This window comes from Nocardioides sp. NPDC058538, assembly GCF_042719275.1.
Lineage (GTDB): Bacteria > Actinomycetota > Actinomycetes > Propionibacteriales > Nocardioidaceae > Nocardioides.
In genome coordinates this window covers 1-19,864 of sequence record NZ_JBHXNY010000030.1, presented here as the reverse complement: position 1 = coordinate 19,864, position 19,864 = coordinate 1, and the positions used below count along the sequence as shown (strand labels likewise).

The 19,864-nt window shown below is 69.3% G+C and carries 16 protein-coding genes; 7 read left to right on the top strand and 9 right to left on the bottom strand.

Features of this window, described 5'->3' with window-relative positions; genetic code table 11:
* Positions 1-48 precede the first annotated feature (48 nt).
* From ACFWQC_RS21935 to ACFWQC_RS21915, 5 genes are all read right to left on the bottom strand, one after another.
* Positions 49-1,227 (bottom strand): acyl-CoA dehydrogenase family protein, encoded by a 1,179-nt coding sequence (locus tag ACFWQC_RS21935; RefSeq protein WP_378682848.1) that lies wholly within the window; start codon positions 1,225-1,227, stop codon positions 49-51.
* 66 nt (positions 1,228-1,293) lie between these two features.
* Positions 1,294-2,181: a carbohydrate ABC transporter permease gene (locus tag ACFWQC_RS21930; protein ID WP_378682845.1), complete on the bottom strand. Its 888-nt coding sequence runs from the start codon at positions 2,179-2,181 to the stop codon at positions 1,294-1,296.
* 79 nt (positions 2,182-2,260) lie between these two features.
* Positions 2,261-3,286, bottom strand: a complete 1,026-nt coding sequence (locus ACFWQC_RS21925; RefSeq protein ID WP_378682842.1) for a carbohydrate ABC transporter permease — start codon at positions 3,284-3,286, stop codon at positions 2,261-2,263.
* 4 nt (positions 3,287-3,290) lie between these two features.
* Positions 3,291-4,700 (bottom strand): N-acetylglucosamine/diacetylchitobiose ABC transporter substrate-binding protein, encoded by a 1,410-nt coding sequence (ngcE, locus tag ACFWQC_RS21920; protein WP_378682839.1) that lies wholly within the window; start codon positions 4,698-4,700, stop codon positions 3,291-3,293.
* Between the two features lie 51 nt (positions 4,701-4,751).
* Positions 4,752-5,525 (bottom strand): sugar isomerase domain-containing protein, encoded by a 774-nt coding sequence (locus ACFWQC_RS21915; RefSeq protein WP_378682837.1) that lies wholly within the window; start codon positions 5,523-5,525, stop codon positions 4,752-4,754.
* A gap of 124 nt (positions 5,526-5,649) precedes the next feature.
* Between ACFWQC_RS21915 and ACFWQC_RS21910 the strand changes: the two genes are divergently transcribed.
* Positions 5,650-6,612, top strand: a complete 963-nt coding sequence (locus ACFWQC_RS21910) for an N-acetylglucosamine kinase (RefSeq protein ID WP_378682835.1) — start codon at positions 5,650-5,652, stop codon at positions 6,610-6,612.
* 82 nt (positions 6,613-6,694) lie between these two features.
* On the top strand, positions 6,695-8,464 hold the full coding sequence (locus ACFWQC_RS21905; RefSeq protein ID WP_378682833.1) for an acetyl/propionyl/methylcrotonyl-CoA carboxylase subunit alpha: 1,770 nt from the start codon (positions 6,695-6,697) through the stop codon (positions 8,462-8,464).
* 44 nt (positions 8,465-8,508) lie between these two features.
* Here the strand turns inward: ACFWQC_RS21905 and ACFWQC_RS21900 are convergent, their stop codons facing one another.
* Positions 8,509-9,225, bottom strand: a complete 717-nt coding sequence (locus ACFWQC_RS21900) for a TetR/AcrR family transcriptional regulator (protein WP_378682830.1) — start codon at positions 9,223-9,225, stop codon at positions 8,509-8,511.
* 147 nt (positions 9,226-9,372) lie between these two features.
* Between ACFWQC_RS21900 and ACFWQC_RS21895 the strand changes: the two genes are divergently transcribed.
* Positions 9,373-10,302 carry an NAD-dependent epimerase/dehydratase family protein gene (locus ACFWQC_RS21895; protein WP_378682827.1) on the top strand — a complete coding sequence of 310 codons (930 nt, stop codon included), beginning with the start codon at positions 9,373-9,375 and terminating at the stop codon, positions 10,300-10,302.
* 17 nt (positions 10,303-10,319) lie between these two features.
* On the opposite strand, the gene ACFWQC_RS21890 is transcribed toward ACFWQC_RS21895, so the two are convergent.
* Together ACFWQC_RS21890 and ACFWQC_RS21885 are read right to left on the bottom strand one after the other, a co-directional pair.
* A complete protein-coding gene (locus ACFWQC_RS21890) occupies positions 10,320-11,105 on the bottom strand; it encodes a 3-hydroxybutyrate dehydrogenase (RefSeq protein WP_378682824.1) in 786 nt (261 codons plus the stop codon).
* A complete protein-coding gene (locus tag ACFWQC_RS21885; protein ID WP_378682821.1) occupies positions 11,102-12,490 on the bottom strand; it encodes an MFS transporter in 1,389 nt (462 codons plus the stop codon). Before ACFWQC_RS21885 ends, ACFWQC_RS21890 begins: the two co-directional genes overlap by 4 nt.
* Before the next feature lie 94 nt (positions 12,491-12,584).
* On the opposite strand from ACFWQC_RS21885, the gene ACFWQC_RS21880 reads away from it, so the two are divergent.
* From ACFWQC_RS21880 to ACFWQC_RS21870, 3 genes are all read left to right on the top strand, one after another.
* Positions 12,585-13,493, top strand: coding sequence for a LysR family transcriptional regulator (locus ACFWQC_RS21880; RefSeq protein ID WP_378682818.1), 909 nt, complete (start codon positions 12,585-12,587; stop codon positions 13,491-13,493).
* 70 nt (positions 13,494-13,563) lie between these two features.
* Positions 13,564-14,694: a hypothetical protein gene (locus tag ACFWQC_RS21875; RefSeq protein ID WP_378682815.1), complete on the top strand. Its 1,131-nt coding sequence runs from the start codon at positions 13,564-13,566 to the stop codon at positions 14,692-14,694.
* Positions 14,694-15,359, top strand: a complete 666-nt coding sequence (locus tag ACFWQC_RS21870; RefSeq protein ID WP_378682812.1) for a hypothetical protein — start codon at positions 14,694-14,696, stop codon at positions 15,357-15,359. Before ACFWQC_RS21875 ends, ACFWQC_RS21870 begins: the two co-directional genes overlap by 1 nt.
* 3 nt (positions 15,360-15,362) lie before the next feature.
* Here ACFWQC_RS21870 and ACFWQC_RS21865 read toward each other — a convergent pair whose 3' ends face one another.
* Entirely contained in the window at positions 15,363-16,283 is a 921-nt protein-coding gene (locus tag ACFWQC_RS21865; protein ID WP_378682809.1) for a hypothetical protein, read from the bottom strand.
* Positions 16,284-16,420: 137 nt separating this feature from the next.
* Between ACFWQC_RS21865 and ACFWQC_RS21860 the strand changes: the two genes are divergently transcribed.
* Entirely contained in the window at positions 16,421-19,798 is a 3,378-nt protein-coding gene (locus tag ACFWQC_RS21860) for a pyruvate carboxylase (RefSeq protein WP_378682806.1), read from the top strand.
* Positions 19,799-19,864: the final 66 nt, after the last annotated feature.

Sequence of the window (19,864 nt, the reverse complement as noted above, 5' to 3'; positions counted from 1 at the left end):
GCGGGTTTCGTTCAGCGTGCCGTAGGATTCGCGCCTACTCGACGGGCTCTACTCCACCGGGAGGCCGAGACCTCTGGCGATCAGCATGCGCTGCACCTCGGAGGTGCCCTCGCCGATCTCCAGGATCTTCGCGTCGCGGTAGAAGCGAGCCACCGGATACTCCTCCATGAACCCGTAGCCGCCGAAGACCTGGGTGGCGATGCGGGTCGCGGTGACGGCCGACTCGGTGGCGTACAGCTTGGCGGCGGCAGCCGCCTGCTTGAACTCCTTCATCGTCACAGCGCCCGAGTCGAGCCCGGACTTCATCGCCGCGGCCTCGTACGTCAGCAGGCGCGAGGCCCGCAGCATGACCTCGAGGTCGGCGATCTGGAAGGCGACGCCCTGCTTGCGGCCGATCGGGCCACCGAAGGTCTGCCGCTCCCCCGCATACTCGAGCGCCATGTCGAGGCAGGCCTGGATGCAGCCGACAGCGAGCGCGGCGATCGCGACGCGGCCGTCGTCGAGGGTGGCCAGGAACTGAGCGTAGCCGCGGCCGCGCTCACCGAGGAGGTGGTCGGCCGGAACCCGGGCGCCGTCGAAGGAGAGCGGGTGGGTGTCGGAGGCGTGCCAGCCGAGCTTGTCGTACGCCTTCTCGGCGGTGAAGCCGGGCGTGCCCGAGGGGATCATGATGGTGCTGATCTCGGGCTTGCCGTTGTCGCGGGTCCCGGTGCGGGCGGTGACGGTGACGACCGAGGTGATCGAGGAGCCGGAGTTGGTGATGAACTGCTTGGCGCCGTCGACGACCCACTCCTCGCCGTCGAGGACGGCCTTGGTGGCGGTCGCGCCGGCGTCGGAGCCGGCACCGGGCTCGGTCAGCCCGAACCCGGCCAGCTTCTTGCCCGCGACGAGGTCGGGGAGCCAGCGCTCCTTCTGCTCGTCGGTGCCGTAGGTGAGGATCGGGTTGATGCCCAGGCCGACGGCGGCCTCGAGCGTGATCCCGATCGACTGGTCGACGCGGCCGAGCTCCTCGATCGCGACGCAGAGCGCGACGAGGTCACCCTCGCCCCCGCCGTACGCCTCGGGGGCGGTCAGACCGAACAGGCCCAGCTCACCCATCTTGTGGACCACGTCGACGGGGAAGTGATGGTCGCGGTCCCACTGCGAGGCATGGGGCGCGATCTCCTTCTGGGCGAAGTCACGGACGACAGCACGCAACTCTTCGTGCTCGGGCTGGAGAAAAGCGGTCACGCGCCCCAGGTTAGCGCTTATTAACCTGGGGCGCGAGACCCGCATCACATCTGGATCAGATCGGGCTCAGCGGAACGTGCCCGTCGAGACCGTCCCAGCGATCCTCCGCTGGAAGATCAGGTAGACGACCAGCACCGGAAGCACGGTCAGCACCACCCCGGCGAAGAGCGCACCGAAGTCGACGTTGTAACCCGCCTGGGAGGAGAACGACGCCATGCCCTGGGTGAGCACGTAGTTGTCCCGGTCGGTGTTGAGCGCCACCGGGAGCAGGAACTGGTTCCACAGCCCGAGGAAGTTGAAGATCGCCACCCCGGCCATCCCGGGTGCGGCCATCGGCAGCATGATCTGGAAGAACGTGCGCCACTCGCCCGCACCGTCCATCATCGCGGCCTCGTAGACGTCGTCGGGCAGCGTCTTGAAGAAGGCGTAGAGGAAGAAGACGGTGAACGGCAGCGCGTAGGCCACGTACGTCAGGGTCAGCCCGGGCAGCGTGTTGAGCAGCCCGAAGCCCTGGAGCACGAAGAACAGCGGCACGATGACCAGGAAGACCGGGAAGGTCAGCCCAGCCAGCATCGTGTAGTAGATGACCCTGCGGCCGAAGAACTCGAACCGCGCCAGCACGTAGGCGCACATCGCCCCCAGCAGCATCACCAGCACCAGAGCGGTGCCGACGACGATGACGGTGTTGAAGAAGTACGTCCCGATGCCGGCCTTGGTCCAGGCGCTGGCGTAGTTGTCGAAGTTCCACTCCGCGGGCAGCGAGAACGGCGAGGACAGGATCTCCTTCGACGTCTTGAACGAGGAGAGCACCACCCAGCAGAAGGGCACGATGACGATCACCGACCAGATGATCAGCATCGTGTGCGAGGTGCCGGCGACCAGTGCGTCACCGGGCGTACGTCGCCCGCCTTCGGATCGGGTAGCGACAGGCTTGTCCAGAGTGACGGCGCTCATCGGGCCACCTCCGTAGCGCAGGCGCCAGAATACGGACGCGGCCCGATGAAAGATCCAATGTTCACTTGCTGACGCTCGCTCATCGGCGTACGTCTCCCTTCTTGTCCCGTCCGCCAGCGAAGTGGAAGACGACGAAGACCAGGGCGGCGAAGAGCAGCGTGACCAGGGCGAGCACCACGCCCATCGAGGTGGCGTAGCCGAACTGGCTCTTCTTGAAGGCGGTGTTCATCAGGTGCTGGCTCATCGTCAGCGTGCTGTTGGCAGGGCCGCCGCCAGGGGCGAGCGCCGCCATGAAGACGTACGCATCGAGGGTGAGGATCCCCAGATAGATGTAGGCCGTCTGCACGTTGTCACGGATCGAGGGGAGCGTGATCGAGATGGCGGTGCGGAAGCGGCCGGCACCGTCGATGCGGGCCGCCTCGTAGATCTCCGCGGGTACGCCCTTGATGGCCGCCACGAAGAGCACGGTGTAGAAGCCGATGCTCGCCCAGATGATCACGAACATCGAGGCCGGCATCGCCGCCCGCACCTCCCCGAGCCAGGCGTAGTCCTTGAACCCGTCGAGCCCGATGCCGGTGAGCATGCCGTTGAGCAGGCCGGCGGCCGGGTCGTAGACCTGAGCCCAGAGGAGACCGATGACGACGGCCGGGACGGCGTAGGGGAAGAACGAGACGACCCGGTAGAAGCCGGACCCGTTCAGACCGCGGACCTGACCGGTGCTGGGACCGGCGGTGGTCACGACCACCGCGATCGCCAGCGCCGCGACCAGAGTCACGAACGGCACCACGATCGTGAGCAGTACGTTGTTGCGCAGCGCCTTGAGGAAGGTCTCGTCGTCGAGGAGCTTGGCGTAGTTGTCCAGGCCGACGAAGTTCATGACCGGCGAGAAACCGGTCCAGTCGGTCAGCGAGTAGAAGAGGGCCTGCCCGATCGGGACCACGACGAAGATGACGAATACCGCGACCGGTAGGCCGAGGAAGACCGTCATGAACAGTGCCCGGTCGAGGGTGAGCTTGCGGCGGCGCCGGCCGGGGGCGGCCCCCCAAGGATTCTCCTCGGAGGGGCCGCCGGCCGTCTGGGCCATCGTGGTTGATGGGTCCGGCATGGTGTCAGGAAACCTTGAGCTTCTCGATCGATGAGTCGTCGGCAACCTTGTCGAAGATGCCCTGGACGGCCTTGGTCAGGCCCTTGACGTCGAGGTCACCGGAGAGGAACGAGTTCCACACGACCAGCTCGTCGGCGTTGGTGCCGTAGTAGTCGTAGAACTGGTAGTTGAAGGTGTTCTCACCGGCGGCGTCGAGCATCGCGCTCTGCGACTTCAGCGCCGCGGAGCCGAACCCGTCGGCGGGGATGGTGTCCTTGACGATGGTCGGCGCGAGCTTCGTCTTGGCGAAGTTGGTCGCGGCCTCCTTCGACAGCATGGCGCGGAGGATCTCCTTGCCACCGGCCGGGTTCTTCGCCTTGCTCGGGACGATGAACGCCTCACCGGCCGCGGCACGAACGGTCTCGTACGGCAGCGACGGGCTGTCGCTGAGGACGAACTCCGGGATGCCGGTCATCTCGAAGCCCTCCTTCGTGGCGTCCTTCATCTCGTTCTCGATCCAGCCACCGCTCGGGTAGAGGAGCGCCTGCTGGTCGTTGGACCACTTGGCCTGCGCGGCGGTGAACTGGGTGCCGGCACCGCCGGGGACGAACATGTCCTGGCTCACCATCTCACCGAGCTTCTCCAGGATGCCCTGGACGACCGGGTGGGACCAGGCGCCCTTCTCGAGGTTCTCCAGCGCGAGGCGTACCTCGTCGCCGCCCTCCTTGGCCGCCGAGTCGATCACCAGGGTGCGGTAGTAGGTCGCCGCCTCCTTGCCCCAGACCCAGAGGTACTTCTTCTTGGCCTTGGCCTTGGCGCCGAGGTCGAGGGCCTCGTCCCAGGTCTTCGGGGCGGTCCAGCCGTTCTCCTCGAAGAGGGACTTGGAGTACCACACGCCGTAGAGGGTCATGACGTAGTTGATCGCCACGAACCGGTCGCTGTAGGTGCCGGGCACCTTCACGTTGGGGTAGAGGGTGTCCTCGATCTTGACGCCCTCGTAGCTCTCGGCCTCGAAGACGTCGTCGAGCTCCTCGAGCTGGGCGGCGATCGAGCTGAAGCCGATCAGGTCCGCACCCGAGTTGTCGATCAGGTCCGGAGGCGTGCCGCCGACGAAGCGCGGCTGCAGCTCCGTGGCGATCTTGGTCGTGGCACTGATCTTGAGGTCGGCATCGGCGAACTCCTTGGCGACCACGCCTGCGGCGAACTCGACGTAGTCGTAGCCGTAGCCACCGTCGAAGATCACCGCGTCGACGGTGCCGTCCTTGGGCATGCCGAACGGGTTGGACGCGGACTTGGTGCCACCGCCGGAGTTGTCGCTGTCGCTACCGGGCGCGCCACACGCGGCGAGCGCTCCAGAGAACGACACGAGCGCCGCGCCGGCGAGGGTGCCGCGCAGAAGAGTCCGGCGATCGAGCCGGTGAAGCTGCTGGGACATCGTGCTGCCTTCTTTCGGGTGGATTCCTCGTTACTTCTTCTTTACGGGTGTTCAGGCCATGCTTCCGATGCGTTCGCCGTAGCGAGCCTTCAACGCATCGTTGTGCTCATCGCCACCCGGGATGTTGGCGGAGAGGTAGAGGGGCGGGGTCTCGCCTGTCTCCTCGATCCTCGCGGCGGTGGCGAGGGTCAGGAGCTGGGCGATGTAGGCCGCCGTGATGGATGAGACGGCTCCGGCCATGACGCCGGAGCTCTCAGGGGCCCCGGCTCCGGAGGCGCCAACAGGCACCGTGGCATCGCCGAACGGAGCCAGGTTGTCGATCACCACGTCGGCGATCTCGGCCAGGCGCTTGCCGCTGGGGTGCTTGGGGGTGACCGCGTTGGTGTGCTCGAGGCTGGTCACCGCGATCACCGTGTGGCCCTCCTCCTTCGCGCGCAGCGCGATGCCGACGATGGAGCCGTTGACACCGGAGTTGGACGCGATGAGGAAGACGTCCTCGGGGTGGAAGTCGTGGAGCTCCCAGAGCTCGTTGGCGATGTTGGTGTCACGCTCGAGGAGACCGCCCTTGAGATCGCTCGCCGGCCGGTCGCCCTTGAGGACCGTGTCGCGCAGAGCGATGGCGTGGGTGGGGATCAGACCACCGGCCCGCCCGGCGATCTCCATCGCGAACGCCTGCGAGTGGCCGGTGCCGAACGCCTGCAGCACACCGCCGTTGCGGATGCTGCCGACCATCGCCTCGACCGCCTCGTCGAGGCCGCCGGATTGCGCCATCGACTGCAGCTCGGACAGGCGTGTGCGAACCTGCTCATCGAAGGCTACGAACACGTCTCTGGTCAATTAGTCCACCCACCTAGCAAACTCCGGCCGCAACCGTATGTCGAGGCCTGCGCTCGAAAACTATTTGGAGAGAGTACGCCTGGCAATGGTTTTCTGTTACGAAACGGTGTCAATGAATGACAACTATCTGGGACTCGACGCGGGAGGCACCAGCACTCGCGCCGTCGTCGTCTCCTCCGACGGACGATGCGGAGGCATCGGGAAGGCCGGCAGCGGCAACCCGACCTCCGCCGGAATCGACGCTGCCACGACGGCGATCAGGGACGCGGTCACCCAGGCCGTGACCTCCGCAAATACCGGTCGGCTCGCCGGCGCGGCCCTCGCGGTGGCGGGGGCGGGCGACGCCGGCAACCGCGCCGCGATCGCCGCCGCTCTCTCCGACCTGGTGGCGGTCGAGCCGGTCTTCGACTTCGATGTGCTGGCCGCATACTTCTCGGGGACGGCGGCACCAGACGGCTATGTGCTGCTCTCTGGAACGGGGGCGTCGGCGGTGCGGGTCGAGGACGGCCGGCTCGCGGGGATCTCGGACGGACTGGGCTGGCTGCTCGGGGACGTCGGCTCGGGCTTCTGGCTGGGCCGGGAGGTCGTACGTGCCGGGCTGGCGCCCTTGGACGGGCGCGGCGCAGCGACGCTGCTGACCGGCCTGCTGCTCGATCGGCTCGGCACCATCCGGGACGAACGGCCACAGGGCGGACGGACCGGGACCCTCGTCGCGGCGACGGCGGCGCTCTACGCGATGCCGCCGCTCCGGCTGGCCGACTTCGCCTCGCTCGTGTTCACCGCGGCCGGTGCTGGCGACCAGGTCGCCGCGGGCATCCTCGACCAGGCAGCTGAGGGGCTGAGGGAGACGCTGGCGGCCGTGCGTACGCCTGAGGTCGAGGGACCGCTGGTCGCGGCCGGGAGCGTCCTGGCCCGGCAACCCGACTTCGCCGCCCGGGTCGCTCCCGGGGCTGTCGTCGCCACCGACGGCCTGGCTGGAGCGGCCGTGCTGGCGCTGCGGCATGCGGGCGTGCTCGTCGACGACGCCGTGTACCGCCGAGTAACCTCTTCGCTCGCTCAGCTCACCGAGGTGTGACAATCGTTACGACGGGCGGCCGGAGTCTGGGCGAGATGGCCTCCCCTAGCATGTCCGTGCATTCACGATGGAGGAGTTCTCGTTGAGCAAGCCACTGACAAAGGTCCTGATCGCCAACCGTGGTGAGATCGCTGTTCGCGTGATCCGTGCGTGCAAGGACGCCGGGATCGGCTCGGTCGCGGTCTATGCCGACCCCGACCGTGACGCACTGTTCGTGCGGCTGGCCGATGAGTCCTACTCGTTGGATGGTGCGACCCCGGCGGAGTCGTATCTCTCGATCGAGAAGATCCTCGACGTCGCGCGTCAGTCCGGCGCGGACTCGGTCCACCCCGGCTACGGGTTCTTGGCCGAGAACGCCGACTTCGCCAAAGCGGTGATCGAGGCCGGTCTGACCTGGATCGGTCCCTCCCCCGAAGCCATCGACGCCCTGGGTGACAAGGCCAAAGCCAAGCAGATCGCTTTGAAGGCCGGGGCGCCGCTGGCTCCGGGTCTCAAGGACCCGGTCAAGGACGCCACCGAGATCACCGCGTTCGCGAAGGAGTACGGCCTCCCGGTCGCGATCAAGGCGGTCTTCGGTGGTGGCGGTCGCGGTCTGAAGGTCGCCCGGACCCTGGAGGAGATCCCCGACCTCTACGAGTCCGCCGTCCGCGAGGCCGTGGGTGCCTTCGGTCGGGGTGAGTGTCTGGTGGAGAAGTTCCTCGACAAGCCCCGCCACGTCGAGACCCAGTGTCTGGCCGATACCCACGGCAACGTGGTCGTGATCTCCACGCGTGACTGCTCGCTGCAGCGTCGCCACCAGAAACTGGTCGAGGAGGCCCCCGCCCCGTTCCTGAGCGAGGAGCAGAACAAGCGCCTCTATGAGTCCTCCAAGGCCATCTTGCGTGAGGCCGGCTACGTCGGCGCGGGGACCTGTGAGTTCCTCGTCGCCGCCGATGGCACCATCTCCTTCCTCGAGGTCAACACCCGCCTCCAGGTCGAACACTGCGTCTCCGAGGAAGTCACCGGCATCGACCTGGTCCGCGAGATGTTCCGCATCGCCGCCGGCGAAGAGCTCGGCTATGAGGACCCCGAGGTCCGCGGCCACTCCATCGAATACCGCATCAACGCCGAAGACGGCGGGAACAACTTCATGCCCGCCCCCGGCACCCTCACCGAATGGGCGCCCCCGGCCGGGCCCGGGGTACGCCTCGATGGCGGTTATGAGAAGGGCGAGACCATCCCCGGCGCCTTCGACTCGCTGATCGCCAAGCTCATCATCACCGGCTCCTCACGCGAGCAGGCACTCGAGCGCTCGCGGCGGGCGCTCGATGAGTTCCAGGTCGACGGGATGCCCACCGCCATCCCCTTCCACCAGGCCGTCGTCAACGACCCCGCCTACACCGCCGCCAACGGCGCCTTCGAGGTCTACACCACCTGGATCGAGACCGACTTCGACAACCAGATCACCCCCTACGCCGGCACCACCGGTGAACCCGCCGAAGAGACCGGCGAACGCCAGACCGTGGTCGTCGAGGTCGGCGGCAAGCGTCTCAACGTCTCGCTGCCCGCCGGGCTCGGCGGACTCGCCGGCGGCGGCGCCGGTGCCGGTGCCGCGAAGAAGCCCAAGCGCTCCGCGAAGAAGGCCGGCGCAGCCGCCTCCGGCGACTCCGTCACCTCCCCCATGCAGGGCACCATCGTCAAGATCGCCGTCGACGAAGGCCAAGAAGTCACCGAAGGCGACGTCGTCGTGGTCATCGAGGCCATGAAGATGGAACAACCCCTCAAAGCCCACAAGACCGGCACCATCACCGCCCTGACCGCCACCGTCGGCGAGACCGTCGCCAACGGCGCCGTCATCGCCGAGATCAAGTAGCCCGCCGAGACGTCAGTTCCTGACGGCGAATAGTCAGTTTCTGACTACTCGGCGAGTCCTAGGGAGTCGGCCAGGACTGCCAGATGGAGCTCGAAGAGGGCGGCGGGGTCACCGAACGCGTCGGGGCCGAACTGGCCGAAGACCTCGAAGCTGACCCGGCCGAAGAGGCTCGTCCAGACGAGTACGCCGCGGGTGAGGCAGGCGTCGGGCAGGTCGAGGCCGAGCTGGTCGCGGATGCCCTGGAGCCCCATCGCGAGTGCGGGTGAGACCTCCCCCGGCTCCTCGGGCACACGCAGCCGACCGGCCGCCATCGCATCGGCAGCCAGACGCAGCATCGCGGTCGGGACGCGAGTGCCGGGCACGCTGGTGCGCTCGTCCGGAGCGGCATAACCGGGGACGGGCGACCCGAAGAGCAGGGCGTACGTCGCCGGCTCGGCGAGCGCCCAGGACCTGACCGCGCGGCCGAGCGCCACGAACTGGGCTCGGTAGTCGTCGGCGGGAGCCGAGGCGACGGCGGTGTCGGCGGCGTCGCCCAGCTCGTCGTACCCGGAGACGAGGAGCAGGGTCAGCAGCTCGTCGCGGTTCTTCACGTAGCGGTAGACCGCCGAGGAGACCACTCCGAGATCGCGGGCGACCGCGCGCAGCGAGAGCGCGGCGGCACCGTGGATCGCCAGGTGCTCGCGGCCGATCCGGACGATCTCGTCCATGGTCTGCGCCCGCGCCCGTTCGCGTGGGGTGCCGTCTCGTGAGGTGGCTGTCATGACGCCATCGTGACCCGATCCAGAGAGCGCTGTCAACAAAAGTGAGCACTGCTCTTGCTTTTGCCGAAGGCTCGCGTCAGACTCATTCCGAGAGCACCGCTCTCGAAGTCTCGACAGGCTCGACCATCCGAAACACAGGAGACAGCCATGAACAGCACCTACCTCGTCATCGGCGCCGGCCCCGTCGGCGCGACCATCGCCCAGCAGCTCGCCGCCCGCGGGGATCACGTACGCCTCCTCACTCGCTCCGGCAGCGGCCCGGTGCACGCGAGCATCGAGCGGCTCCGCGGCGACGCCACGGATCTCGACACCGTCACCCACGCGGCAGCGGGCGTGAGCGCCGTCTTCCACTGCATGCACGGCAGCGCCTACGCCGCCGACACCTGGCGCGCCGAGCTCCCGCGGGCAGAGAAGGTCGTGCTCGAGGGCGCCGGACGGGCCGGTGCCGTGGTCCTCTTCCCGGAGAGCCTCTACGCCTACGGCCACGTCACCGGGCCGATGACCGAACAGACGCCGCGCACCGCCGACTTCGGCAAGCCCGCGGTGCGGGTCGAGCTGCTCCGCGCCCGCGACGCCTCCCCGACCCCGACGGTCAGCGTCGCGGCCTCGGACTTCTACGGTCCACTGGTGCGCAACGCCCACGCCGGTGAGCGCATGGTGCCGACGGTCCTCGCCGGCCGCACCATGCGCGTCCTCGGCGACCCGGACGCACCGCACTCCTGGACGTACGTCCCCGACCTGGGCGCCGCGATGATCCGGGCGGCCGACGAGGAGGGCCTGTGGAACTCGTTCCTGCATGCGCCCACCGCGCCCGCCATCTCCCAGCGGGAGCTCGTCCAGCTCTATGCCGACCTGGCCGGGGTCCCCGCACCTCGGGTCGGCCGCATCCCCACCTGGACGATGAAGGCGATCGGCGCGGTGCACCCCGGCACCCGGGAGCTGGCCGAGATGGTCTACCAGTTCGACAAGCCGTTCGTGCTGGACTCCTCGGCCAGCGAGTCACTGCTCGGCCTGGCACCCACCCCGCTCGAGACCGGGGCCAAGGCGACGGTGGACTGGTGGCGTACCCAGGACTGAGGACGGAAGGCGGGACGCTACCGGGCGCTCCAGCCGCCGTCGATGGCCCAGGAGGCGCCGGAGACCATCGAAGCGTCCGGGCCGGTGAGCCAGCCGACCAGGGAGCCGACCTCGTCCGGCTCGACCAGCCGCTTCACCGCCACGTCCTGCAGGAGCACCTGCTCGACGACCTCGGAGACCGGGACACCGTGCACCTCGGCCTGGTCGGCGATCTGCTTCTCCACCAGCGGCGTACGCACATAGCCCGGGTTGACGCAGACGCTGGTCACCCCGTGCGGGCCGCCCTCGAGGGCAGTGACCTTCGAGAGTCCCTCCAGACCGTGCTTGGCCGAGACGTAAGCGCTCTTGAAGGGGGAGGCGACCAGGCCGTGCACGGAGGAGATGTTGACGATGCGGCCCCAGCCGTTCGCGTACATGTGCGGCAAGGCGGCCCTGACCAGCAGGAACGGAGCGACGAGCATGATCGAGTGGATCCTGCGGAAGTCGTCGGGGTCGAACTTCTCGATCGGGCTGACCCGCTGGATGCCGGCGTTATTGACCAGGATGTCGACCTCCAGCGAGAGATCGTCCAAGGCCTCGGTGGCGGTCAGGTCGACCACCCACGCCTCGCCGCCGATCTCCCCGGCGAGGGCATGGGCGGCATCGCCGGCCACGTCGGCGACGACGACCCGGGCGCCGCGGGCAGCGAGCTCGCGGGCCACCGCCGCACCGATCCCCGAGGCGCCGCCGGTCACCAGGGCCTGCCGACCCTGCAGCGTACGTCCGGAATCGACGGCGCCCGAGACAGCCGTAGCGGAGTTCACGCCGGGCTCACCTCGCGTGCGGCCTCACGGTCGGCGTCGGCACGGTCCAGGGCCCGCAGCGAGGTGCCCCGGGTCTCCTTGAGGGTGAGCACGACCAGGCTGGTGATGATGCCGGCCACCGCGAGGTAGATCGCGGTGTTGGTCCAGGTGCCGGTGTCCTTGAGCCAGGCGATGGCCAGCAGCGGCGCGAGCGAGCCGGCGAAGATCGAGGTCACCTGGTAGGAGATCGAGATGCCGGAGTAGCGCATCCGGGTCGGGAACATCTCGGCCATGATCGCGGGCTGCGTGGAGTACATCAGCGCGTGGATGGCCAGACCGGCGATGAGCGCCGCCACGATCGCGAGGTTGTTCTTGGTGTCGAGCATCGGGAACGCCCAGAAACCCCAGGTCGCGCCCAGCACCGCGCCGATCAGGTAGACCGGCTTGCGGCCCACGCCATCGGCGATCCGGCCGACGGCGAGGATGAAGAAGAAGTGGCAGGCGTGCGCGACCGCGATCAGGCCGAGCAGAGCACCCTGGTCCATCTTCTGGTCCTCGACCAGGTAGACGATCGAGAAGGACACCACCAGGTAGTACATGATGTTCTCCGCGAACCGCAGGCCCATGCCCTTGAGCACGCCCAGCGGGTAGCGGCGAAGCACCTCGAAGACGCCGTAACCGGCCGATGCGGACTCGGACTGCTCCGCCTTCGCCTCCTCGAAGATGGGCGAGTCGGTCACCGAGCGGCGGATGAAGTAGCCGACAACGACGACCACGGCCGAGAGCCAGAACGCGACCCGCCAGCCCCACGCCAGGAAGGCGGCGTCGGAGAGCGCGAGGGTCATCACGGTGAGCACCAGCGTGGCGAGCAGGTTGCCCACCGGCACCGCGGCCTGCGGCCACGCGGCCCAGGTCGCCCGCCTGTCGTCGGGGGCGTGCTCGGCGACCAGCAGGACGGCGCCGCCCCACTCACCGCCGAGGGCGAGCCCCTGCACGAACCGCAGCACCACCAGCGCGATCGGCGCGGCGAGGCCGATCTGGTTGTACGTCGGCAGGCAGCCCATCAGCACGGTGGCGACACCGATCAGCATGATGGTCAGCTGCAGCGTGTACTTGCGGCCGAGGCGGTCGCCGATGTGGCCGAAGACGACGCCACCCAGCGGGCGGGCGACGAACCCGATGGCGTACGTCACGAAAGCGGCGATGATCGCGTCGTAGGCGTTGCCGGTGGCCGGCATGATCACCTTGGCGAAGACCAGCGCCGAGGCGGTGGCGTAGAGGAAGAAGTCGTACCACTCCACGACCGTGCCGGCCATGGAGGCCGCCACGGTCCTGCGGAGCAGGCTCTGCTCGTCGACTGGGGGGTCGTTGGGGGCGGCAGTGGCGCCCGGCTGTGTCGTGGACATGGCTCGGAGTGTGACAGCGATCATAATGTGCTTGCAACGCGCATGTTGGCACACGGCGTGAACGCAAATGCACATCCACGGATAGGGTGGCCCGATGGCCACCTCCCCGTCGACGCCGCCCTCCGCCGACCAGCTGCTGGTGCTGCTGGAGGTGGCGCGCAGCGGCCGCTTCACCACCGCCGCCCGCTCGCTGGGCCTGACCCACACGACGGTCAGCCGCAACATCTCCGCCCTCGAGCGCGCCCTCGGCGGCAGGGTCCTGCTGCGCGGCTCCGACGGCTGGGCGCTGACCGCTCTCGGTGAGCGTGCGGCGCGGGCCGCCGAGGGAGTCGCCGAGTCGCTGGCCCGGCTGGCTGCCGACGAGCCGGCCGACCCGGTGGCCGGCGTGGTCCGGATGTCGACGACCGACGGGTTCGCCGCGTACATCGCCTCGCCTGCGGTGGCCGTGTTGCGGCAGGACCATCCCGAGCTCTCGGTCGAGATCGTCACCGTGACCCGGCAGGCGGCCCAGCACCGCTCCGGCGTCGACATCGAGGTGGTGGTCGGCGAGCCGGCGGTGAACCGCGGCCGGGCGATGCACCTGGGTGAGTACGAGCTCGGCCTCTACGCCTCCCCCGGCTATCTGGAGCGCCACGGCGCTCCCGGCACGATCGAGGAGGCCGTACGCCACCGCCTGGTCTACTTCGTCGACTCGATGCTCCAGGTCGACGACCTCGACATCCCCCGGCGGCTGCTGCCCGGCATCCGCGACGCGGTCACCTCCACGAACGTGTTCGTGCACGTCGAGGCGACCCGGGCAGGCGCCGGGCTGGGCCTGCTGCCCTGCTTCATGGCCGACCGGCACCCCGACCTCGTCCGGATGCTCCACGAGGACATCCACCAGCGGCTGCCCTACTGGGCGGTCGTGCATCCCGAGTCCTGGCGCAGGCCGGCCGTGGCCGCCGTCGTGGGCGGTCTGCGGAAGCAGATGGACGAGCAGCGAGGTGCCCTGATCGGCCGGTGACGCCCGCGGGTCGACCATCAGCGACAATTCACGGGTGCCACATTCGACTCGGGCAGACGCTACGCGCCTGGTGGCATTCTTCGTGGCCGGGATGCGACTGGCGACCCTCGCGCAGATGGCGCCGTCGCTGCTGACGGCGATGCCCGCGCTCTCCCGCGTCGACCACCCCTGGCTGACCGGGGCGAGCTGGATCCTGGCCACCGTCATGCTCGTCGCGATCGCGGCGATCACCCTGGTCACCCGGCGCCCGCCGGGCGTGACGTACGCCGTGCTCGACGTCGCCGTGGCCGTGGCGCTGCTGATCGTGGGGCTGTGGACGGTGCCGGTGGAGCTGCGTACAGGCACCTGGGTGGGGTTCCAGCTGGGCTACGCGCTGTGCGTGTCCTGCGGGCTCTCGGCCGTACGCTCGCGGTGGCTGTGGATGTCCCTGCTCACCTCGCTGGCGGTCGCCGAGGCGGTCTACATCGCGCCGACCGTGGGCGGCTGGGCCGACCTCACCGGTGCGCTGAGCACGTGCCTGACGCTGCTCGTGCTCGGGCCGCTGGCCTGGTTCGGCTGTCAGACGATCGTGCGGATCGGGACGGAGGCCGATGAGGCCCGGCGCTATGCCGCCGAGGCCGCCAAGGCCGAGGAGGAGCGACGTGCTCGGCTCGCGATCCACAACGGCACCGCGATGATGCGACTGCTCGTGGAGACCGACACCGCCAGCGGCAACGGCGCGCTGCGGTCGCAGGCCGAGGTCGAGCTCAACCGGATGCGCGCCTATCTGAGCGGTCAGACCCCGCCTCCGGTGAGCGAGGCGACCAACCTGGCCGCGGTGGTCACCGCCGTCGGCGCGGAGTTCGACGACCTGCCGATCACGGTGGTCGCCGACCTCGCCCAGGACGTCGCGCTCCGACGCGCGCTCGCCGACGACCTGGCCGCCGCAATGCGCAGCCTGCTCCTCAACGTACGCCAGCACGCGCAGGCGGGCCGGGTCGTCCTGCACGCCGCCGAGGACGAGGACGGCTCCGGCTGGGAGGTCACGCTCCACGACGACGGTATCGGCTTCGACACCTCCGCGACGGCGTACGGGGTCGGGCTACGGGAGGTGGTCGTCGCGCAGCTCGCGCGCTCCGGCATCGACGTCGAGATCAACAGCATCCGCGACCTCGGCACCACGGTCACGCTCGCGCAGACGACCGCCGCGGAGGTCTCGTGATGTCTGCCGTGACCCCCGGGCCGCGCTTCAGCCACGTGGACGACGCGACGGCGATGCGCGCCTCGCTGAGCCTGCTCCTGCCCGATCTGAACTTCGTGTCCAGCCACGGATCCGTCGAGGACCTGCTCACGGCGCGGCCGGCGGCCGACGTGGTGATCCTGGACCTCCACCTCGCCAACACCGGCCAGCCCGACGCCTCACAGGGCACCACGGCCATCCGACGGATCGTCGATGCCGGCTACCGGGTCTGCGTCTACTCCCAGGAGGAGCGCCGCTTCGTGCTCGCCGCCTGCCTCGCCGCCGGGGCCACCGGAGTCGTCTCGAAAGCGGCCTCGCTGACCGAGGCGGAGGCGGCGTTCCGTGCGGTCGCCGCCGGAGAGCCGGTGATCCCCCCGGGCATCACCGGTCTCATCGAGGTCCTCGTACGCCGCCGCAGCATCACCGTCCTCACGCCGCGGCAGCGCGAGGTCCTCGCCCATCGCGCCCGCGGTCTGACGTACGCCGAGATGAGCCGGTCGATGTATCTGTCCGAGTCGACCTTGCGCGGCTACTGGATGGAGCTCGCGCAGCTGGTCTCGGAGTACCTGCGCGAGACCTCGCCCGGCGACATCGAGCACGCCCTCGGGCTGCGCCCGGGGGACCTGCTCGACCTCTGGCCAGGGTGAGCGCTAGCTGCTGATCCCGCTCCACTTCCACGAGCCGTCGGTGCCGACCCGGGTCGAGGCGGAGAAGGTCGTGCTGTGCCCGATGCCGCTGCTCTGACGGATGCGCACGGCCTTGCCGGTCGTGGGGTTGATCAGCACGATGTCCTTGGCCGCGACCGCACCGTCGGCGTCGTAGCAGTTGTGCACCGACATGTAGCGCCATCCGGTGCCGAGGCTGCGGACGACGTACTTCTTCGCCTCCGCCGGGCGGTCGGGACGTACGACGATCTGCTCGAGCTTGTTGGTGCTCGGGTTGATCGAGTAGAGCAGGTTGTACATCACCCCGTTGTGGCTCGTCCACACGCCTGCGACGGTCGTCGTGCTCGGCAGCGTGACCGGCAGGTTCGTGACCGTGCCGAGGCGGGTGCCCGCAGTGGAGTACGAGAGCGCCGTCTGCTGCACGACGCCGGACGTCGTGACGCTGTAGACCGCCGTCGTCGGGCCGTTCACGACCTTCTTGGGGTTCCAGCCGGTCACCGCGGTGCCGTTGGAGCGGTAGAGCTGCGCAGACCTGGTCTCGGACAGCACGGACTGCCCGTTGGTCCCGCCGATGGTCACGGTGCGGCCGGTGCCGTCGGTGCCGGGCACGATGTAGCTGGTCTTCCAGGTGGTCTCGTCACCGGCTCCGCCGATCTCGATCCACGCCCGCGGCGACCAGGTGACGGTGCCGGCGCTGCGATAGTTGCTTGTCATCGTGCTGTTCTTGATGCCGCGCTTGCGGATGTAGCCGCCGGCCTTGCCGTTGATCGAGCCGGAGCAGTTCACCGTGCCTGCTGCGGCGGCCGGCGAGCTCGCCGCTCCGAGCGCGGTGAGCGATCCGGCCAGCAGGGCCGTGCCAGCGATGGCGACCAGAGCTGAACGACGCTGTCGAGTCTTGATCTTCATGTCGCCGAGGGTATGGCTCGCGACCCGTTCAGCGGTCCCAACGAATCCGCACAGTTCGCGACTTCTCAACGTCCACTGACTGGGCGAAATCGTCCCATAACCTGGACGACGCACTTCGGATGGGTAGCGTGGCCGCCATGTTCACGAAGGTGTTGGTTGCCAACCGCGGCGAGATCGCGATCCGAGCTTTCCGCGCAGGCTTTGAACTCGGGGCCAAGACGGTCGCCGTCTTTCCCTACGAGGACCGGGGCTCAGAGCACCGGCTGAAGGCCGACGAGGCCTACCAGATCGGAGAGCTCGGTCACCCGATCCGGGCCTATCTCGATCCAGACGCGATCGTCGAGGTCGCCAAGCAGAGCGGCGCGGACGCCATCTACCCCGGCTACGGGTTCCTCTCCGAGAACCCGGCGCTGGCCGAGGCCTGCGCCCGGGCGGGGATCACGTTCATCGGACCGTCGGCGGAGGTCCTCACGCTCACCGGCAACAAGGCCACCGCCATCGCTGCGGCCAAGGCTGCCGGCGTGCCGACCCTGCAGTCGGTCGAGCCGTCCACCGACGTCGACGCGCTCGTCTCCGCCGCCTCCGCCCTTCCCTACCCGCTGTTCGTGAAGGCGGTCGCGGGTGGCGGTGGTCGCGGGATGCGGCGGGTCGACTCCCCCGACAAGCTGCGCGAGGCGGTCGAGACCTGCATGCGCGAGGGCGAGGCGGCCTTCGGTGACCCGACCGTCTTCATCGAGCAGGCCGTGGTCGAGCCGCGTCACATCGAGGTGCAGATCCTCGCCGACGGCACCGGTGAGGTGATCCACCTCTTCGAGCGTGACTGCTCGGTGCAGCGCCGCCACCAGAAGGTCGTCGAGATCGCCCCCGCCCCCAACCTGCCTCCTGAGCTGCGGGAACGCATGTGCGCGGACGCGGTGCGGTTCGCCAAGGAGATCGGCTACTCCTGCGCCGGCACCGTCGAGTTCCTGCTCGACCCCGCGGGCAACTACGTCTTCATCGAGATGAACCCGCGCATCCAGGTCGAGCACACCGTGACCGAGGAGGTCACCGACGTCGACCTGGTGCGTTCGCAGATGCGGATCGCGTCCGGCGAGACGCTGGCCGACCTGGGGCTCACCCAGGACTCGGTGCAGCTGCGCGGCGCGGCGATGCAGTGCCGGATCACCACCGAGGACCCGGCCAACAACTTCCGCCCCGACACGGGCATGATCACCACCTACCGCTCCCCCGGCGGTGCCGGGATCCGCGTCGACGGCGGCACGACGTACGCCGGAGCCGAGGTCTCGCCCCACTTCGACTCGATGCTCGCCAAGCTCACCTGTCGCGGGCGCACCTTCGAGGACGCCGTCACCCGGGCCCGACGGGCCGTGGCGGAGTTCCGCATCCGCGGTGTGGCGACGAACATCCCGTTCCTGCAGGCGCTGCTCGACGACCCCGACTTCATCTCGGGCTCGATCACGACCTCGTTCATCGAGACCCACCCGCAGCTGCTGACCGCGCGGGCCTCCGGTGACCGCGGCACCAAGCTGCTCACCTACCTGGCCGACGTGACCGTCAACCAGCCGCACGGCGCCGCGCCGGTCTCGCTCCACCCGGTCGAGAAGCTGCCGAAGCTCGACCTCTCCGAGACTCCGCCGAAGGGCTCTCGCGATCTGCTTCGCGAGCTCGGGCCGGAGGGCTTCGCCGCCGCGCTGCGCTCCCAGGAGTCGGTCGCGGTCACCGACACCACCTTCCGCGATGCCCACCAGTCGCTGCTGGCGACCCGGGTCCGCACCACCGACCTGCTCGGCGTCGCCGGCCATGTCGCCCGGCTGACGCCGCAGCTGTGGTCGATGGAGGCATGGGGTGGCGCGACGTACGACGTGGCTCTCCGCTTCCTCTCCGAGGACCCGTGGGAGCGGCTCGCCGCGTTGCGCGAGGCGATCCCGAACATCAACCTGCAGATGCTGCTACGCGGTCGCAACACGGTGGGCTACACGCCCTACCCGACCGAGGTCACCGATGCGTTCGTCTCGGAGGCCGCGGAGACCGGGATCGACGTGTTCCGGATCTTCGACGCGCTCAACGACGTGTCCCAGATGCGGCCCGCGATCGACGCGGTGCGGGCGACCGGGACGTCCGTCGCCGAGGTGGCGCTCTGCTACACCGGCGACCTCTCCTCGCCCGACGAGAAGCTCTACACGCTCGACTACTACCTGCGGCTGGCCGAGGAGATCGTCTCGGCCGGTGCACACGTACTCGCGATCAAGGACATGGCCGGGCTGCTGCGGGCGCCCGCTGCGCGCACCCTGGTGACCGCGCTCCGGGAGCGGTTCGACCTGCCGGTCCACCTGCACACCCACGACACCGCCGGTGGCCAGCTGGCCACGCTGACGGCCGCGATCGAGGCCGGTGTCGACGCCGTCGACGCCGCGACCGCGTCGATGGCCGGCACCACCTCCCAGCCGCCGCTCTCCTCCCTGGTTGCGGCGACCGACCACACCTCTCGTGCCACCGGCCTGTCGTTGGCGGCGGTCAACTCGCTCGAGCCCTATTGGGAGGCCGTACGCCGCGTCTACGCGCCCTTCGAGTCCGGACTGCCCGCGCCGACCGGCCGGGTCTACCGCCACGAGATCCCGGGCGGCCAGCTCTCCAACCTGCGCCAGCAGGCGATCGCGCTCGGGCTGGGCGAGAAGTTCGAGCAGATCGAGGACATGTACGCCGCGGCCAACCAGATCCTCGGTCGCGTCCCCAAGGTCACGCCATCGTCCAAGGTCATCGGCGACCTGGCTCTGTCGTTGGTCGCGGCCGGTGCCGACCCGGCCGCGTTCGAGGCCGACCCGGCTGCGTACGACATCCCGGGCTCGGTCATCGGGTTCCTCAACGGGGAGCTCGGTGACCCGCCGGGCGGCTGGCCCGAGCCGTTCCGCAGCAAGGCGACCGCGGGACGCACCTGGAAGGCGGCGTCGCCGACGCTATCGGCCGAGGACGCCGCCGGGCTCGCCTCCGACCGCCGTGGGACGCTCAACCGGCTGCTCTTCCCCGGACCGACGAAGGACTTCGCCGAGGCCCGCTCGAAGTGGGGCGACGTATCGGTGATCTCGACGCTCGACTACCTCTACGGTCTACGTGAGGGCGAGGAGCACATCGTCGAGCTCTCCGAGGGCAAGACGGTCATCTTCGGGCTCACCGCCGTCTCCGAGCCCGACGAGCGCGGCATCCGCACCGTCATGGCGACGATCAACGGCCACCTGCGCCCGATCGGGGTACGTGACCGCTCCGTCGCCGCCGAGGTCGCCGCCGCCGAGAAGGCCGACCCCGCCGTTCCCGGCCAGGTCGCGGCGCCGTTCCAGGGCGTCGTCACCATCTCGGTCGCGGCCGGGGAGTCGGTCAAGGCCGGCGACACCGTCGCCACCATCGAGGCCATGAAGATGGAGGCCGCCATCACCGCCCCCGTCGACGGCACCGTCTCCCGCCTCGCCTTCTCCGGCACCCAGGCCGTCGACGGCGGCGACCTGGTGCTCGTCCTCGACTGAGACGTCACCCCCGCCGGCCGAGACGTCAGCCGCGTGGGGGGGGGGGGGGGCCCCCCGGCCGAGGGG

Bases quoted from the DNA above. Each gene is read 5' to 3' on its own strand.
- ACFWQC_RS21880 (WP_378682818.1), top strand. From the start codon at position 12,585: ATGGCCACCTCCCCGTCGACGCCGCCCTCCGCCGACCAGCTGCTGGTG.
- ACFWQC_RS21860 (WP_378682806.1), top strand. From the start codon at position 16,421: ATGTTCACGAAGGTGTTGGTTGCCAACCGCGGCGAGATCGCGATCCGA.
- ACFWQC_RS21865 (WP_378682809.1), bottom strand. From the start codon at position 16,283: ATGAAGATCAAGACTCGACAGCGTCGTTCAGCTCTGGTCGCCATCGCT.
- ACFWQC_RS21870 (WP_378682812.1), top strand. From the start codon at position 14,694: ATGTCTGCCGTGACCCCCGGGCCGCGCTTCAGCCACGTGGACGACGCG.
- ACFWQC_RS21895 (WP_378682827.1), top strand. From the start codon at position 9,373: ATGAACAGCACCTACCTCGTCATCGGCGCCGGCCCCGTCGGCGCGACC.
- ACFWQC_RS21885 (WP_378682821.1), bottom strand. From the start codon at position 12,490: ATGTCCACGACACAGCCGGGCGCCACTGCCGCCCCCAACGACCCCCCA.
- ACFWQC_RS21910 (WP_378682835.1), top strand. From the start codon at position 5,650: ATGAATGACAACTATCTGGGACTCGACGCGGGAGGCACCAGCACTCGC.
- ACFWQC_RS21930 (WP_378682845.1), bottom strand. From the start codon at position 2,181: ATGAGCGCCGTCACTCTGGACAAGCCTGTCGCTACCCGATCCGAAGGC.
- ACFWQC_RS21925 (WP_378682842.1), bottom strand. From the start codon at position 3,286: ATGCCGGACCCATCAACCACGATGGCCCAGACGGCCGGCGGCCCCTCC.
- ngcE (WP_378682839.1), bottom strand. From the start codon at position 4,700: ATGTCCCAGCAGCTTCACCGGCTCGATCGCCGGACTCTTCTGCGCGGC.
- ACFWQC_RS21900 (WP_378682830.1), bottom strand. From the start codon at position 9,225: ATGACAGCCACCTCACGAGACGGCACCCCACGCGAACGGGCGCGGGCG.